15 protein-coding genes are annotated in these 15889 nt (G+C 56.9%); 12 read left to right on the forward strand and 3 right to left on the reverse strand.

Annotated features, from left to right (window positions below):
* The first annotated feature begins 5 nt into the window (after positions 1 to 5).
* Positions 6 to 770 (forward strand): phospholipid-binding lipoprotein MlaA, encoded by a 765-nt coding sequence (mlaA, locus tag OK412_RS01245; RefSeq protein ID WP_010257927.1) that lies wholly within the window; start codon positions 6 to 8, stop codon positions 768 to 770.
* A gap of 136 nt (positions 771 to 906) precedes the next feature.
* Here mlaA and fadL read toward each other — a convergent pair whose 3' ends face one another.
* Positions 907 to 2190 carry a long-chain fatty acid transporter FadL gene (gene fadL / locus OK412_RS01250; protein ID WP_010671434.1) on the reverse strand — a complete coding sequence of 428 codons (1284 nt, stop codon included), beginning with the start codon at positions 2188 to 2190 and terminating at the stop codon, positions 907 to 909.
* A 358-nt stretch (positions 2191 to 2548) separates the two neighbouring features.
* Between fadL and OK412_RS01255 the strand changes: the two genes are divergently transcribed.
* The 4 genes from OK412_RS01255 (at position 2549) to sixA (ending at position 7117) form a co-directional block, all read left to right on the forward strand.
* Positions 2549 to 2845: a YfcZ/YiiS family protein gene (locus OK412_RS01255; RefSeq protein WP_010671435.1), complete on the forward strand. Its 297-nt coding sequence runs from the start codon at positions 2549 to 2551 to the stop codon at positions 2843 to 2845.
* A gap of 158 nt (positions 2846 to 3003) precedes the next feature.
* On the forward strand, positions 3004 to 4314 hold the full coding sequence (fadI, locus tag OK412_RS01260; protein ID WP_033767497.1) for an acetyl-CoA C-acyltransferase FadI: 1311 nt from the start codon (positions 3004 to 3006) through the stop codon (positions 4312 to 4314).
* Entirely contained in the window at positions 4314 to 6410 is a 2097-nt protein-coding gene (gene fadJ / locus OK412_RS01265; protein WP_264352597.1) for a fatty acid oxidation complex subunit alpha FadJ, read from the forward strand. The genes fadI and fadJ overlap by 1 nt, the downstream gene beginning before the upstream one ends.
* Positions 6411 to 6634: 224 nt before the next feature.
* Positions 6635 to 7117, forward strand: a complete 483-nt coding sequence (gene sixA / locus OK412_RS01270; protein ID WP_010257941.1) for a phosphohistidine phosphatase SixA — start codon at positions 6635 to 6637, stop codon at positions 7115 to 7117.
* Positions 7118 to 7146: 29 nt separating this feature from the next.
* Here the strand turns inward: sixA and smrB are convergent, their stop codons facing one another.
* Positions 7147 to 7695, reverse strand: coding sequence for an endonuclease SmrB (gene smrB, locus OK412_RS01275; RefSeq protein ID WP_010257944.1), 549 nt, complete (start codon positions 7693 to 7695; stop codon positions 7147 to 7149).
* Between the two features lie 159 nt (positions 7696 to 7854).
* Here smrB and prmB point away from each other — a divergent pair, with 159 nt between their 5' ends.
* Genes prmB through OK412_RS01305 form a run of 6 tightly spaced genes read left to right on the forward strand, consistent with a single transcriptional unit; the run spans position 7855 to position 12441 of the window.
* On the forward strand, positions 7855 to 8787 hold the full coding sequence (gene prmB / locus OK412_RS01280) for a 50S ribosomal protein L3 N(5)-glutamine methyltransferase (protein WP_010257947.1): 933 nt from the start codon (positions 7855 to 7857) through the stop codon (positions 8785 to 8787).
* Between the two features lie 45 nt (positions 8788 to 8832).
* Positions 8833 to 9918 (forward strand): chorismate synthase, encoded by a 1086-nt coding sequence (gene aroC, locus OK412_RS01285; protein ID WP_010257950.1) that lies wholly within the window; start codon positions 8833 to 8835, stop codon positions 9916 to 9918.
* 4 nt (positions 9919 to 9922) lie between these two features.
* Entirely contained in the window at positions 9923 to 10747 is an 825-nt protein-coding gene (gene mepA / locus OK412_RS01290) for a penicillin-insensitive murein endopeptidase (protein WP_010257953.1), read from the forward strand.
* A gap of 8 nt (positions 10748 to 10755) precedes the next feature.
* Positions 10756 to 11559, forward strand: a complete 804-nt coding sequence (locus tag OK412_RS01295; protein WP_010257955.1) for a sulfite exporter TauE/SafE family protein — start codon at positions 10756 to 10758, stop codon at positions 11557 to 11559.
* Between the two features lie 19 nt (positions 11560 to 11578).
* Entirely contained in the window at positions 11579 to 12124 is a 546-nt protein-coding gene (locus tag OK412_RS01300; RefSeq protein ID WP_003854284.1) for an elongation factor P hydroxylase, read from the forward strand.
* A 32-nt stretch (positions 12125 to 12156) separates the two neighbouring features.
* Positions 12157 to 12441 carry a YfcL family protein gene (locus OK412_RS01305; protein WP_010257960.1) on the forward strand — a complete coding sequence of 95 codons (285 nt, stop codon included), beginning with the start codon at positions 12157 to 12159 and terminating at the stop codon, positions 12439 to 12441.
* A 33-nt stretch (positions 12442 to 12474) separates the two neighbouring features.
* On the opposite strand, the gene mnmC is transcribed toward OK412_RS01305, so the two are convergent.
* A complete protein-coding gene (mnmC, locus tag OK412_RS01310) occupies positions 12475 to 14481 on the reverse strand; it encodes a bifunctional tRNA (5-methylaminomethyl-2-thiouridine)(34)-methyltransferase MnmD/FAD-dependent 5-carboxymethylaminomethyl-2-thiouridine(34) oxidoreductase MnmC (protein WP_264352598.1) in 2007 nt (668 codons plus the stop codon).
* Between the two features lie 154 nt (positions 14482 to 14635).
* Here mnmC and fabB point away from each other — a divergent pair, with 154 nt between their 5' ends.
* Positions 14636 to 15856, forward strand: coding sequence for a beta-ketoacyl-ACP synthase I (fabB, locus tag OK412_RS01315; RefSeq protein WP_010257968.1), 1221 nt, complete (start codon positions 14636 to 14638; stop codon positions 15854 to 15856).
* Positions 15857 to 15889: the final 33 nt, after the last annotated feature.

Below are 15889 nucleotides of genomic sequence, written 5' to 3' on the forward strand. Positions count from 1 at the left end.
TTGGAATGAATTATCGCCTGACCAGCCTGGCTGTCGCCAGCGTCCTTCTGGTAGGTTGTGCCAGTTCAAAGCCGGCGAATAGCGATCCTGCTCAGCGCAGCGATCCGTTCGAAGGCTTTAACCGCACGATGTTTAACTTTAACTACAACGTGCTGGATCCGTATGTATTGCGTCCGGTCGCTGTGGCCTGGCGTGATTATGTGCCGGTGCCGGCACGTACCGGCCTGAGCAATTTCCTCGGCAACCTGGAAGAACCTGCCAGCATGGTCAACGCCATCCTGATCGGTAACGGACGTGATGCAGGTATTCACTTCACCCGTTTCTTCCTGAACAGCGTGCTGGGACTGGGCGGCTTCATTGACGTTGCCGGTAAAGCGAATCCGGAACTGGCGCGTGAAGAGCCGCACCGTTTCGGTACCACGCTGGGTCACTATGGCGTCGGCTACGGGCCTTACGTTGAGTTGCCTGCTTACGGCAGCTTCACGGTGCGTCAGGATGGCGGCGACTACGTTGATACGCTTTATCCGATACTTGGCTGGCTGACCTGGCCAATGTCGATTGGTAAATGGACGCTTGAAGGGATTGAGACCCGCGCGCAGCTGCTGGACTCTGATGCAATCCTGAAACAGCAGAGCGATCCGTACGCCTTTATCCGTAATGCTTACTTCCAGCGTCACGACTTCCTGGCGCGCGGCGGCAAGCTCAAGCCGGAAGATAATCCTAACGCAGCCGCGATTCAGGATGACCTGAAGGATATTGACGCCGAGTAGTCGCCCGCGCTGCGCCGCCAGGGATGGCGGTTTTTGCCTCTTTGCGCAGGGCGTATGCTCCCTGAGCCATTAAGCGATCCACGGCCACAAAAAAGGGCGACTCACCAGAGTCGCCCTTTTTGATCGTACCAGCCAGTCAGAACTTATAGTTAAAGTTCGCGCCGTAGAGCCAGGCTTTGCCTTCAGAGGTAAAGGTATAAGGACCTTCTTTCACCGTCACTTTCTGTCCGTGCATATAAGAGATGCCTAAATCCACCGAGGCATCATCGTTAAAGGCATAGGATGTACCGGCACTCAGCCATAAACGATCCTGGTCCGGGATGGAGATAGAACGCTTATCGGCCGGAACCGGGCTGTCATCAAAGGCAATACCGGTACGGAACGTCCAGTTCTTGTCGTAGGAATAGGTTGTGCCCAGTGCAATGCGGTAGGCATCGTGGAAGCTTTCATCTTTATAGAACAGTGTCTGGCCGTTAGAGCCAGTGGCTTTCAGCTCCTGGAACTGGCTCCAGCTGGTGTACGCCATGCTGTAGTGAACCGCCCACTGCGGTGCCACTTTATGCCAGCCCGACACTTCCCACATCTCTGGCAGATTCAGCGTTAATGCGCCTGGAACGGTGGTGCCGTTGGTGCCAAAAGGTACGCCTGACACTTCCGGATTATTCACTGCATTCAGCCGGGATGAGAGATTACTTTTGTAATCGCCATCAAAATCAACTTTCACTTCTGAACGATAGGTAAAGCCGAAGCGGTTATTTTCATCCACTTCATACAGGATGCCAGCATTCCAGCCGTAGCCCCACTCATCGCCTTTCAGATGGGCAACCTGGGTATCAGCCGGAACCCCCAGTCTCGCGCCTGACTCACCGGCATAACGCTCAATTTTGGCTTTAGCGTAAACCGCATCAAAACCGATGCCTGCACTAAAATGTTCATTAAACCGATAAGCGGTGCTGAGATTTAAATTGCCGGTCATCAGGTCAGTTTTACCGCCGTAACCGCCAGCGGTGTAGCCATTATTAAACTCTGTTGCTAAGCCGTAGTTTGAGGTTGCAGATGCGCCAATCCACCACTGATCGTTGATGGGCTGGACGTAGTGAATATTGGGTACCCACTGATTAGGGGCAATATTATTCGCATCCAGGCTGCGGCCACTGGGACTGCGACCACTGATATTTACATCCGGCGCAATATAGACAGCCCCGATAGAAAATTCCGGGCGATCCATTAACGCCATTGTCGCCGGGTTACGGCTGGCAGACGCCGCGGTATCACCCATTGCCCCTTCGCCTGAATATGCGCGACCTAAACCAATCGAAGAGAATTCATTTAACTGAAACCCAGCAGCGTAAACGTGGGAAGAGACAAGCGCCACTGCAGCCGCCACGGCTGACTTTGCAAACAGGTTTTTATGGTTCATGACCACAACCTCATGTGAATTATTATTTAACGCTATAACGTCGCGTAACAAAGGACGGCGGATTGTAGGGACTGATGTAAAGCGCACATATCAGACCAGTGCGGAGAGTATAGGTCCGACCTGTGTGCATGTTGCAATATTGTTTTTAAAATATTTCAGGTTTGATCGCTTAAAATTCGATCTGCATAACAAAAAGCCCCTGATCCTGGACAGCATAACCATTCCAGTTTGTTCTGGATCAATTTTTATTGTGATATTCGTCACTTAGCAACAGGTGCGTGGCGCATCTTTCAGCGAGCAGGTAAGATTTCGTCCATAAAATCGCTCAACCTATGCAATTGCTGGTCTGGAGAATGAAATGACTGATGCCATTAAAAAATGCAGTGCGACCGAAACCGCAGCCTGTTGTTGTGTTGATGTCGGCACGGTAATGGATAACACCGATTGCACCGCCAGCTGGTCAGAATGGTTTGCTCAGCGTGCCGATGCGGAAGCGAAATTAGCGCAACTGACCGAACGTGCCCGCGAGGTTGAATCAGAACCCTGTCTGATTGAATCGCGCTTCAGCGAAGTGGATCAGGGAGTGCAGCTGGATATCGATTTCACCTTCAGCTGCCAGGCTGAAACCATGATTTTTCAGCTCGGTTTGCGTTAAGTCCCATTACGCCGCGTCACTGCGGCGTTTTTCATTTTCGTGTTTCCCTTCGCACTTTTTCCCTTCCGATATTGGCGGCTCACCCGCTTGTGGTTAACACTGATCAGGTCAGACCTCTTCAGGCAATGATGCCACAGTCCCAGCCACAGGTGAGAACAATGAGCAAAGCGCAGCCGCTGCTGACGCGTGATGGTGAACGCATCGCAATAACCCACGGATTACGCACCCCTTTCTTACGCCAGGCGACCGGCTTCCATGGCATTCCCGCCATTGAGCTGGGACGTATGGTGGTCAGCGAATTAATGGCGCGCAGTGAACTGCCGGCTGAGGTGATCGAGCAACTGGTCTTTGGGCAGGTGGTGCAGATGCCGGAAGCGCCGAACATTGCGCGTGAAATTGTATTAAGCAGCGGGTTGAGTGTGCATACCGATGCCTACAGCGTCAGCCGTGCCTGCGCCACCAGCTTTCAGGCGGTAGCGAATGTGGCAGAAAGTCTGCTGGCGGGCACCATCTCTGCCGGTATTGCCGGTGGCGCAGACTCTTCGTCGGTGTTGCCGATTGGGGTCAGCAAAACGCTGGCCCGCGCGCTGGTGGATCTCAATAAAGCCCGCAGCTTCGGTCAAAAACTGCACATCCTGCGGCGTCTGCGTCCGCGTGATCTGCTGCCGGTCCCGCCCGCAGTGGCGGAGTATTCGACCGGCCTGCGCATGGGCGACACTGCGGAGCAGATGGCTAAGAGTCACGGCATTACGCGCGAAGCACAGGATGCGCTGGCGCTGCGATCCCATCAGCATGCCGCCAGAGCCTGGCAATCCGGGGTACTGAATCAGGAAGTCATGGCAGCCTTTGTGCCGCCGTGGAAAAGCGCCATCGATCAGGACAATAACGTGCGGATGAATGCCAAAGCGGAGGATTACGCCCGACTGCGTCCGGCATTTGATCGCCAGCACGGCAGCGTCACCGCGGCCAACAGCACGCCTCTCACCGACGGCGCGGCGGCAGTGATTCTGATGCGCGAGGGCCGCGCCCGTGAACTGGGCATCAGGCCGCTGGGCTATCTGCGCAGCTACGCCTTTACCGCCATTGGTGTGCAGCAGGATATGCTGCTGGGCCCGGCTTACGCTTCACCACTGGCACTGGATCGCGCCGGCATAACCCTGGCCGATCTGACGCTGATCGATATGCATGAAGCTTTTGCTGCCCAGACGCTGAGCAACCTGCACATGTTTCGCGACGAGCGCTTTGCCCGTGAGGTGCTGAATCGGCCACATGCGCTAGGCGAAGTGAATGAAGAGCGCTTTAACGTGCTGGGCGGATCGATCGCCTATGGTCATCCTTTTGCCGCCACGGGTGCGCGCATGATCACCCAGACGCTGAATGAATTACGCCGTCGCGGTGGCGGGTTAGGACTGGTCACGGCCTGCGCGGCAGGCGGCCTGGGTGCGGCAATGATTCTGGAGGCCGAATAATGGAGCAGAATGCGTTTCATCTGAAGATGCGACTGGATCACGTCGGCATCATTACGATCGATGTCCCTGGTGAGAAGATGAACACCCTGAAAGCGGAATTTGCCGGGCAGATCACCGCCATCATTGCGGAAGCGCGACGCGATCCGCAACTGGCTGGCCTGGTGCTGATTTCCGGCAAAGCGGACAACTTCATCGCGGGCGCAGACATCAGCATGATTGACCGCTGTAAGAGCGCGCAGGAAGCCGAAGCGCTGGCAAAACAGGGCCAGGAAGTAATGGCTGCGCTCGACGCGCTGCCGTTCCCTGTGGTCGCGGCAATCCACGGCGCCTGCCTCGGTGGCGGGCTGGAACTGGCGCTGGCCTGTGATGCCCGTATCTGCTCGCTGGATGATAAAACCCGCCTCGGTTTGCCGGAAGTGCAACTCGGCTTACTGCCAGGCTCTGGCGGCACTCAGCGGCTGCCACGCTTAATCGGCGTGCAGCAGGCGCTGCCACTGATTCTGACTGGCAAAGCCCTGCGGGCGAAACAGGCCCGTAAGCTGGGCGTGGTCGATGACGCGGTGCCGCAGGCGATTCTGCTGGAGACCGCCATTGCCCGGGTGAAAAAGGGCAAGGTTAGTGGACGAACGCTGCCGCTGCGCGATCGTCTGCTGCATGGTCCGGTTGGCCGTCAGGCGCTGTTTGCGCTGGCGACCCGACAGACCGCAGCCAAAACGCAGGGTAACTATCCGGCAGCAAAACGCATTATTGAGGTGGTGCGCATCGGGCTGGAGCAGGGCAGTCGGGCCGGACATGAGGCTGAAGCACGCGCTTTTGGTGAGCTGGCGATGACGCCAGAATCTGTTGCGCTGCGCGGGATCTTTTTCGCGACTACGGCCATGAAAAAGGAGCGGGGCGGTGAAGCGGAACCCGGCACCGTTAAGCGTGTTGGTATCCTCGGCGGCGGCCTGATGGGCGGCGGCATCGCCAGCGTCACTGCAATCAATGCCGGGTTGCCGGTACGCATTAAAGATATCAGCCTGGAAGGGGTGAACCATGCGCTGAAAACCAGCTGGGAACTGCTGAGCAAAAAGGTTAAACGCCGCCAGCTCTCTCCGGCACAGCGTCAGCAGCAAATGGCACGTATCACGGGCGGCATCGATTATCAGGGCTTCTCACAGCGCGACGTGGTAATTGAAGCCGTATTCGAAGATTTAGCCCTGAAGCAGCAGATGGTCAGCGAAGTGGAGGCACACTGTCAGCCGCATACGCTGTTTGCCTCAAATACCTCTTCGCTGCCGATTGAGGCGATCGCCGCCGGCGCCCAGCGTCCTGAGAACGTCATCGGGCTGCACTATTTCAGTCCGGTAGAGAAAATGCCGCTGGTGGAGGTGATTCCTCATCTGAATACCTCTACCGCGACGCTGGTGACGATTGTGGCGCTGGCGCGCAGTCAGGGTAAAACCCCGATTGTGGTGGCGGACAAGCCTGGCTTCTATGTTAACCGCATCCTGACGCCCTATATAAATGAAGCGATGCGCTGCCTGCTGGAGGGCGAACCGATTGACCATATTGATCGTGCGCTGGTGAAGTTTGGTTTCCCGGTCGGCCCGATTCAGCTGCTGGATGAGGTCGGTATCGACGTTGGCAGCAAAATCAGTCCCATCCTGTATCAGGCTTATGGTGAACGCTTTGCCGCGCCAGCCGCTTTTGATGCGGTGCTGAAAGATGGCCGCAAGGGACGTAAAAACAGCAAAGGCTTTTATCGCTATGACCAGCCGCGCTGGCAGCGTAAAAAACCGGACGCTTCGCTGTATACGTTGCTGAAAGTCTCGCCGCAGGCCAGGCAGAGTGAAGCGCAGATTGCTGAACGCTGCGTGATGATGATGCTGAACGAAGCGGCTCGCTGTCTTGATGAGCAGGTGGTTCGCTGCGCCCGCGATGGGGATATCGGTGCGGTGTTTGGCATCGGCTTTCCGCCTTTCTTAGGCGGCCCGTTCCACTACATGGACAAACTGGGCGCGGCGGACGTGGTCAACAGATTAACCCGGCTTGCGCAGCAGCATGGCGAACGATTCACACCCTGTGAGGCGCTCATTCAGGCGGCTGCAAAATAGACGAAATTTTACATTTCTGCTGAAAATGGAATAACCAATCCGATTCAGCGGCTTAGAAAAGCGCCGCCAGAGTGTGCGGCGCAGCATGATTCTGAGAAGTGCTTATTTAATAAACAACCGGTTGACTATACTAAAGCCATTAGGGTAAAACACAGCGTTCATTCGCAGAGTGAAGAGTCAGGCGCTACGCGTCGGGCGATGTCGACAAACAACAGCGGTGCTTTATGCAAGTTTTTATCATGCGTCACGGCGATGCGGCTCTGGAAGCAGCCAGTGATTCAGTCAGGCCTTTAACCTTATGTGGCTGCAATGAATCACGTCAGATGGCCAACTGGCTTAACAGCCAGACGCCGGACATTGAGCGTGTCCTGGTGAGTCCCTATTTACGCGCGCAGCAAACGCTCGCGACCGTGCGTGAAGCCTTTCCCCTGCCGGAAAGCCAGGACGTTCTGCCGGAATTAACGCCGGGCGGCGATCCGGAGATGGTCGGGTGTTATCTGCAGGCCCTGGCGAATGAAGGCGTGAAATCGGCTCTGGTGATCTCACATTTACCGTTGGTGGGGTATTTAGTCTCTGAACTGTGCCCGCAGGAAGCACCGCCAATGTTCGCCACTTCCGCTATTGCCTGCGTGGAATTCGATCCCGCGGCGAGTGCCGGTAAACTGCTGTGGCAGGTCAGTCCCAAAAAGCTGGCTAAAGCAATCTGACGTCTGTGGGCCGATCATTCCGGCCCCTCTCAGGGCAATTCAGGCGGTTGCCACTCCTCAATCTCAATCAAAACCAGCAATGCGGCGTCACCGCCGAACATTTTGGGTGCCTGATGAAAAGCCATCACCCACGGATGCTGGGCCAGCCACAGCGGCGTCTGCTGCTTCAGAATATGCTTTCCATGACCGGTCATGACGCTGGCGCAGAACAAATGTTCACGGCGGCAGGCGGCGATCAGTGCCCCCAGTTCCTGCTTGGCCTGCTGCTGCGTTAAGCCGTGCAGATCGAGGAAAATCTCTGGCGTATAGTCGCCACGACGTAATTTTTTCAGCTCAAAATGGCTGACATCGGCGCGCACATAACGGGTGGCACCTTCCGTTGAGAGCAGTGGCTGAAACTCATCCGAAAAGTAATGACTGTTGTCCGCCTGCTCTGAAAGCAGACGTTTTACCGGGATGTGGCGGGTTTTAACCGGCGCTTTGTGGACAAACGTGTCCTGTTTTAACTGGCGTGTACCCGTCATCAACTGGCGAAACAGCGCCTGGTCATCCGGGCTTAGTGGTGTTTTTTTACTCATGGCAGGTCAGTCATATCAGAAAAGGCTGTCACACAGCAGAGCCGATACCTTACCGTTAAGCGTCATTAAATGTCAGCTTTTTCACCTCGCTGCGCTGAATTCTCCCCGGCTTCATGGCACACTACTGGCCGATTTAGCAAAAGGCCTGCGGAGGGCTACGTGGACAAAATTTTCGTCGATGAGGCAGTGAACGAACTGCACACCATTCAGGACATGCTGCGCTGGGCGGTCAGCCGCTTTTCCGCTGCCGGAATCTGGTACGGACATGGCACAGACAATCCCTGGGACGAAGCCGTTCAACTGGTCCTGCCGTCACTCTGGCTGCCGCTGGATATTCCTGAAGATATGCGCAATGCGCGTCTGACCGCCAGCGAACGTCTTCTGATCGTTGAGCGCGTCATTCGTCGCGTTAACGAGCGCATTCCGGTCGCCTATCTGACTAATAAAGCCTGGTTCTGCGGCCACGAGTTCTTTGTTGATGAGCGCGTGCTGGTGCCGCGTTCACCGATTGGCGAACTGATTGAGAACCGCTTTGCCGGTCTGGTCAGCACGCCACCTCATCATATTCTGGATATGTGTACCGGCAGCGGCTGTATTGCGATTGCCTGCGCCTATGCCTTCCCGGAGGCGGAAGTGGACGCGGTGGATATCTCCACCGGTGCGCTGGCGGTTGCCGAGCAGAACATTGAAGAACATGGTCTGATTCATCAGGTTACGCCGATTCGCGCTGACCTGTTCCGCGAATTGCCACCGCTGAAATATGATCTGATCGTCACCAATCCGCCGTATGTTGATGCGGAAGATATGGATGATCTGCCGAACGAATATCGCCACGAACCAGAGCTCGGGCTGGCGGCAGGCAGCGACGGCCTGAAGCTGGTGCGTCGCATTCTTGCCTGTGCACCAGATTATCTCAGCGAGCAGGGCGTACTGGTCTGCGAAGTGGGCAACAGCATGGTGCACATGATCGAACAGTATCCCGACGTGCCCTTTACCTGGCTGGAATTCGACAACGGCGGTGACGGCGTCTTTACGCTGACGCGCCAGCAGATTGTCGACGCAAAACACCATTTCTCTTTTTATAAAGACTAAAAGTGGGGCGAAGCATCGCCCGCCGAACCCTGAGAAGGAAACAGCATGGCCGGAAACAGCATCGGGCAATTTTTTCGAGTAACTACCTTTGGCGAGTCCCACGGTCTTGCGCTGGGCTGTATCGTTGATGGTGTGCCGCCAGGCATCCCGCTGACCGAAGCGGATATTCAGCATGACCTCGATCGCCGTCGTCCTGGCACATCGCGCTATACCACGCAGCGCCGCGAGCCGGATCAGGTGAAAATTTTGTCCGGTGTCTTTGAGGGTGTGACCACCGGTACTTCGATTGGCCTGCTGATTGAAAATACCGATCAGCGTTCGCAGGATTACGGCGCTATCAAAGATCTCTTCCGTCCGGGCCATGCTGATTACACCTACGAGCAGAAATATGGTCAGCGCGACTACCGTGGCGGTGGCCGCTCGTCGGCGCGCGAAACCGCGATGCGCGTGGCGGCCGGTGCGATTGCCAAGAAATACCTGCAGATGAAACACGGTGTCGTGGTGCGCGGCTATCTGTCACAGATTGGTGACATCGCCTGTGAGCTGAAAGACTGGAGCATCGTGGAAGAGAATCCCTTCTTCTGCCCGGATGCGGACAAGCTGGAGGCGCTGGATGAACTGATGCGCGGCCTGAAAAAAGAGGGCGACTCCATTGGCGCTAAAGTCACGGTCATGGCAGATCACGTGCCGCCAGGCCTGGGCGAGCCGGTATTTGACCGGCTGGATGCCGATCTGGCACATGCGCTGATGAGCATCAATGCCGTTAAAGGCGTTGAAATCGGCGACGGCTTTGCGGTGGTTAACCAGCGCGGCAGTCAGCATCGCGACGAGATCCGCCACGATGGTTTCCAGAGCAACCACGCCGGGGGCATTCTGGGCGGCATCAGCAGCGGCCAGACCATCAGCGCCAATCTGGCGATGAAACCAACCTCCAGCATCACCGTGCCGGGTAAAACTATTACCCGCGACGGCGAAGAAGTGGAGATGATCACCAAAGGCCGCCACGATCCCTGCGTCGGGATCCGCGCAGTGCCGATCGCCGAGGCGATGATGGCGATCGTCCTGATGGATCATCTGCTGCGCCAGCGGGCGCAGAACGGTGACGTTAACAGCTCCGTACCGCGCTGGTGATGCCATGAAGGCTCTTCTGCTTACCCTGAGTGCGCTGTTGATCAGCGCCTCCAGCCTGGCGGCGACGCCGTGGCAACGCATCCAGCAGCCGATCACCGGCGCACCGCAGTCAATCGGCGGCTTTGCCAACGGCTGTATTGTTGGCGCCGAGGCGCTGCCGCTGAATTCACCGCACTATCAGGTGATGCGTCAGGATCAGCGGCGCTACTTTGGTCATCCCGATCTGATTCAGTTTATTCAGCGTCTCAGTACGCAGGTGCATAACCTGCAACTGGGCAACGTGCTGATTGGTGACATGGGCATGGCAGCAGGCGGACGTTTCAGCAGTGGTCACGCCAGCCATCAGACCGGACTGGATGTCGATATCTGGCTGCAACTGCCGAAAACCCGCTGGAGCGCCCAGCAACTGCTGAAGCCGCAGCCGCTCGATCTGGTCGGGCCGGGTGACAAAAATGTGATTGCGCGCCACTGGCAGCCAGAAATTGATAGCCTGATTAAACTGGCCGCCAAAGATGATGATGTGACACGGATCTTCGTCAATCCGGCGATTAAAAAGCAGCTTTGTGCCGATGCGGGTAACGATCGTGACTGGCTGCGTAAAGTGCGCCCGTGGTTTGCTCACCGTGCCCATATGCATGTGCGCCTGCGCTGCCCGGCGGGCAGTATCGGCTGTGAAGATCAGCCTGCACCGCCTGCTGGCGATGGCTGTGGCGCAGAGCTGCAGAGCTGGTTCCTGCCAAAACAGCCTGGTTCGGGCGCACCGGTGAAACGTGAGCCGCCGCCATTACCGCCTGCCTGTCAGGCCCTGCTGGATAAACATCTACTGTAAGGGATTCCATGGATTGGTTTGTGGTCAGCCCGCTGCTCGTCGGGCTGCTGTTTTTAATCGCCATGCTCGCCGGTTTTATTGATTCAATCGCGGGTGGCGGGGGATTACTTACGGTACCTTCGTTGCTGGCGGCGGGCCTCTCTCCGGCCCAGGCGCTGGCGACCAATAAACTGCAATCGGTCGGCGGATCGTTTTCCGCCAGTCTCTACTTTATCCGGCGTGGTGCGGTCAATCTGAATGAACAGTGGCTGAACATTGCCATGACGCTGCTGGGTTCCGTGCTGGGCGCGATACTGATTCAGCGCCTGCAGGCGGATTTCCTGCGCCAGATGTTGCCGCTGTTTTTAATCGCTATCGGTCTGTGGTTCCTGCTGATGCCGCGACTCGGCGAAGTGGATCGCGCGCGCCGTCTGCATGGTCTGGCCTTTGCACTGGTCGGCGGCGGGGCAGTGGGATTCTATGACGGATTTTTCGGACCGGGCGCAGGATCTTTTTATGCGCTGGCTTTCGTCACGCTCTGCGGCTACAACCTTGCCAAAGCGACCGCCCATGCCAAGGTCCTCAATTTCACCTCGAACCTCGGCAGCCTGCTGTTCTTTATGTTCGGCGGCAAAGTGGTGTGGGGAACCGGCCTGATCATGATGCTCGGCGCTTTCTGCGGCGCGCGTCTGGGCGCAAGACTGGTGCTGAGCCGCGGACAGAAGCTGATCCGCCCGATGGTGGTGATTGTGTCTGCCGTCATGAGCATTAAATTACTGTGGGACAGCCATGGCAGCGCCGTTATGGCCTGGCTTGCCACGCTGCAATCGTAACCTAAAACCTGATACCGTCATGAACCCGACACATCATTATGAACAGCTGATCACGCTGTTTGATCGCTGTTTCAGCGATGAATTTCAGACCCGTCTAATTAAAGGCGATGATGAACCGATCTATCTTCCTGCTGATGCCGAATCGCCGTGGAATCGTGTGGTCTTTGCTCACGGCTTCTACGCCAGCGCCCTGCATGAGATCTCTCACTGGTGCATCGCTGGTGAAGCGCGCCGCAAACTGGTCGATTTTGGCTACTGGTACTGTCCGGATGGCCGCGATGCGCTGACCCAGAGTCAGTTTGAAGCGGTGGAAGTGAAGCCACAGGCGCTGGAATGGATGTTTTGTACGGCGGCAGGCTTTCCCTTCAACGTGAGTTGTGACAATCTCGACGGAGATTGTGAGCCGGATCGCATTGCGTTCCAGCGTAAAGTGCATGCTCAGGTCATGAGCTATCTGACGTCGGGCATTCCCGACCGTCCCGCGCGTTTTATTACCGCCCTGGCGGAATTTTATGGCAGGCCTTCATTAACAGCATCGCAGTTTCCCTGGCCGGACGATCTGTGATGCAGAACGGCATTATTAAAAGAGGAATTGAGATGATCGCAGAATTTGAAGCGCGTATTCTGGCCCTGATTGACGACATGGTCGAGCATGCCAGTGACGATGAGCTGTTCGCCAGCGGTTATCTGCGCGGGCATCTGACACTGGCCGTCGCTGAAGTGGAGCAACTGGGCGAACATACGCCAGAAGCGCTGCAGATTCAGGTGACCCGCAGTCTGCAAAATGCCATTGCTGCCGGAGAACTCTCGCCGCGCGATCAGGCATTAGTGGTCGGGATGTGGGATAACCTGTTTGTTCAGGCACGCCAGCTCTCCGCGTAGTGGTGCAGGGCGGCGTGCCGCCCTTAGCGTCCGCTAAACGGCTTTTCCCTTCAGTAATTTCCTCACCCAGTAACGATTCGGATTGAGTGCTGCCAGGGTACTGGCATCCAGAGGCTGCGGCTCGCCCGCCAGCTGAGCTGCCAGTACTTCGGCCGCCAGCGGCGCACTGCACAGGCCGCGCGATCCCAGCGCCCCAAACAGATACAAGCCCGCAAGATCGGGTGCGTCAGCGATATCGCCGCCTGCCGCCTGCTGTGCCGGTAAATCAGCATTCTGCGCCAGCGTAGCAGCATAATCCGGCACGCCGCCCACCATCGGCAGGTGATCCCGGGTGGCGCAGCGCACCCCCATTCTTGCCTCTCCGTTACTGACATCCACCGTTTCGGCCCAGCTGCTGTCAGGCAGGCAATGCAGCAGGCGGCTGCGGTTCTCCTGCTGATCCTCCTCCCGATACGCGGTTGCGGTATCGCCACGGTGATAGCTGGCCCCGATACAGTGCGTACCAAACTGCGGGCTGACAGGCGTCAGATAGCCGTCGTAACAGAGCACCGTTTGCAGCGCGTTGAGGCCCGGCGTGGAGGGAACATGGCTTACCTGACCGGCCACCGGATAGGTCGGCAGCGGGGCGCTTTGCGCAAAGTCGGCAATCGCATGACCGTTTGCCAGTACGACGGTCGGATGACGCACAGCCGGACGATCGCTGAACGTCAGCGTCCAGTGATCATCCTCCCGGGAAAGCGCGCTCACCCGGTGCAGCCAGTGAATGCGCAATCCCTGGGTTTCGCCATGCGCCAGCATCGCGGTGGTCAGCTCTGCCGGTGAGAGCCAGCCGCCTTGCGGATAGAAAATGCCGCCACAGCCATGTTCAACATTTGCCCGTTTTTCAGCTTCTGCCACATCGACGCCACAGGCGATGATTTCAGGCAGGTCCATCGCCAGCATCTGATCGATCTTCTTACGGCTTTTCTCATCCCAGCCCAGCTGCAGCACACCGCTCCAGTGATGCTCATAGGTGACGGTTAATTGATCATAGAGCCGCCGGGCAAAGCTGAAGGCCGAGGGGAAAAAAGTGGCAAGTGCCGGGTCGTGCTGATTGAGCAGCGGATAGAGCGCTCCCTGACGGTTGCCGGATGCGCCCAGCGCGGGCGCCTCATCGGCGCAATAAAGCGTTACCCGCCAGCCGCGACGCAGCAGCGCCAGCGCCAGGGTGGCACTGGCGACGCCGCCGCCAATCAGGGCTACATCACGCTGCTCCGCAGCCTGACGATGATACCAGGGCTGTGCGGCGGGCAGCGGAGGCGCATCCTGCAACGGCCCGCATAGCATTTCGCGCTTCGGACCAAATCCTTTGCGGCGGATGACCGCAAAGCCCGCCTGCTGCAGACCGCGCCGGACAATACCTGCGGCCGTAAAGGTCGCGAAGGTCCCCTGCGGCCGCGCCAGTTTTGCCATCATGCCGAACAGCTCCGGCGTCCACATATCCGGGTTCTTTGAGGGCGCGAACCCATCCAGGAACCAGGCATCTACCTGACGATTCAGGCTCTCATCCAGCTGGCCCATCAGCAGGTTAATATCGCCCAGCCACAGGTCGAGCGTGATGCGGCCGCCATCAAACAGCAGACGCTGACAGCCGGGCAGGGCAGCGGGCCACTGCGCCTGCAGCGCCTCCGCCCAGGGGGCCAGTTCGGGCCAGTGCTGCTGCGCCGCAGTTAAATCTTCACGGGTTAACGGAAATTTCTCAAAGCTGATGAAATGCAGACGTTTTAAAGTGGCGTCGGGCTGTTCGCGCTGAAACGCATCGAACGCCTGCCACAGCGTCAGGAAATTAAGACCGGTGCCAAAACCGCTCTCCGCCACGATCAGCAGATCGCGCGGATGCTCAGTAAAACGCTGGGGAAAACCGTTGCCGCCAAGGAAGACATAGCGTGTCTCTTCCAGACCGTTGTCATTAGAGAAATAGACATCGCCAAACGCTCGGGAAACAGGTGTACCCTGTTCATTCCAGTTTAGCTTTGCATGTTCAACCGGGGTCAATTTCACGGTAAAGGCTCGTTTTTCAGGCAGTGGCGCGATTCTAGCGACCCGCGTGACATGACGCAAATTTACAAAAGGAAATAGCTGATCGGACTTGTTCGGCGTACAAGTGTACGCTAGAGTGCATGCCAATTAAGAAGAAGTGGATGAGGAAGATTGAATGAAACGTGCTGTGATTACTGGCTTAGGGATCGTTTCCAGTATTGGTAATAACCAGCAGGAGGTGCTGTCATCTCTGCGTGAAGGACGCTCTGGCATCACCTTTTCTGAAGAGATGAAAGATTCCGGCATGCGTAGTCACGTCTGGGGTAACGTTAAATTAGATACCACCGGCCTCATCGATCGCAAAGTTGTGCGCTTTATGAGTGATGCGTCCATCTATGCTTATCTTTCCATGGAAGAAGCGATTAAAGATTCTGGCCTTAGCGCTGAAGCGTATCAGAGCAACCCACGTGTGGGTCTGATTGCGGGTTCAGGCGGCGGCTCCCCACGTTTCCAGGTATTTGGTGCTGACGCAATGCGCAGCCCACGCGGCCTGAAAGCGGTTGGCCCTTATGTTGTCACCAAAGCGATGGCCTCTGGCGTCTCTGCCTGCCTCGCAACGCCATTCAAAATTCATGGCGTAAACTACTCGATTAGCTCCGCCTGTGCCACCTCTGCGCACTGTATCGGTAACGCCGTTGAGCAGATCCAGCTTGGCAAACAGGATATCGTTTTTGCGGGCGGCGGCGAAGAGCTGTGCTGGGAAATGGCCTGTGAGTTCGACGCCATGGGCGCGCTCTCTACCCGTTACAACGACACGCCAGAAAAAGCGTCACGCACTTATGACAATGAGCGCGACGGCTTTGTTATCGCCGGTGGCGGTGGCATGGTCGTCGTTGAAGAACTGGAGCATGCGCTGGCACGTGGTGCGCATATCTATGCCGAAATCGTCGGTTATGGTGCCACTTCAGACGGTGCAGACATGGTTGCTCCATCAGGTGAAGGCGCAGTGCGCTGCATGAAGATGGCGATGCACGGTGTCGATACCCCAATTGACTATCTGAACAGCCACGGAACCTCTACCCCGGTGGGTGATGTGAAAGAGCTGGGCGCGATTCGTGAAGTGTTTGGCGATAACACGCCATACATCTCAGCAACGAAAGCGATGACCGGCCACTCTCTGGGTGCGGCTGGCGTGCAGGAAGCGATCTACTCGCTGCTGATGCTGGAGCATGGCTTTATCGCGCCAAGCATCAACATCACCTCGCTTGATGCGGCAGCAACCGGTATGAACATCGTCACTGAGCCGATGGAAAAAGAGCTGACTACCGTGATGTCTAACAGCTTTGGTTTTGGCGGTACCAACGCCACATTGACCATGCGTAAATATCAGGCGTAATTATTACGTCAGCACTCTGAAGGGCCGGCTTGC

Source organism: Pantoea sp. JV6, assembly GCF_025910055.1.
Taxonomy (GTDB): Bacteria; Pseudomonadota; Gammaproteobacteria; order Enterobacterales; family Enterobacteriaceae; genus Pantoea; species Pantoea agglomerans.

What these genes read in the sequence shown, in the direction of transcription:
- sixA (WP_010257941.1), top strand. Translation starts at nt 6,635, where the DNA reads ATGCAAGTTTTTATCATGCGTCACGGCGATGCGGCTCTGGAAGCAGCC.
- OK412_RS01295 (WP_010257955.1), top strand. Translation starts at nt 10,756, where the DNA reads ATGGATTGGTTTGTGGTCAGCCCGCTGCTCGTCGGGCTGCTGTTTTTA.
- aroC (WP_010257950.1), top strand. Translation starts at nt 8,833, where the DNA reads ATGGCCGGAAACAGCATCGGGCAATTTTTTCGAGTAACTACCTTTGGC.
- mepA (WP_010257953.1), top strand. Translation starts at nt 9,923, where the DNA reads ATGAAGGCTCTTCTGCTTACCCTGAGTGCGCTGTTGATCAGCGCCTCC.
- fadI (WP_033767497.1), top strand. Translation starts at nt 3,004, where the DNA reads ATGAGCAAAGCGCAGCCGCTGCTGACGCGTGATGGTGAACGCATCGCA.
- OK412_RS01255 (WP_010671435.1), top strand. Translation starts at nt 2,549, where the DNA reads ATGACTGATGCCATTAAAAAATGCAGTGCGACCGAAACCGCAGCCTGT.
- OK412_RS01300 (WP_003854284.1), top strand. Translation starts at nt 11,579, where the DNA reads ATGAACCCGACACATCATTATGAACAGCTGATCACGCTGTTTGATCGC.
- fadL (WP_010671434.1), bottom strand. Translation starts at nt 2,190, where the DNA reads ATGAACCATAAAAACCTGTTTGCAAAGTCAGCCGTGGCGGCTGCAGTG.
- OK412_RS01305 (WP_010257960.1), top strand. Translation starts at nt 12,157, where the DNA reads ATGATCGCAGAATTTGAAGCGCGTATTCTGGCCCTGATTGACGACATG.
- fadJ (WP_264352597.1), top strand. Translation starts at nt 4,314, where the DNA reads ATGGAGCAGAATGCGTTTCATCTGAAGATGCGACTGGATCACGTCGGC.
- fabB (WP_010257968.1), top strand. Translation starts at nt 14,636, where the DNA reads ATGAAACGTGCTGTGATTACTGGCTTAGGGATCGTTTCCAGTATTGGT.
- mlaA (WP_010257927.1), top strand. Translation starts at nt 6, where the DNA reads ATGAATTATCGCCTGACCAGCCTGGCTGTCGCCAGCGTCCTTCTGGTA.
- smrB (WP_010257944.1), bottom strand. Translation starts at nt 7,695, where the DNA reads ATGAGTAAAAAAACACCACTAAGCCCGGATGACCAGGCGCTGTTTCGC.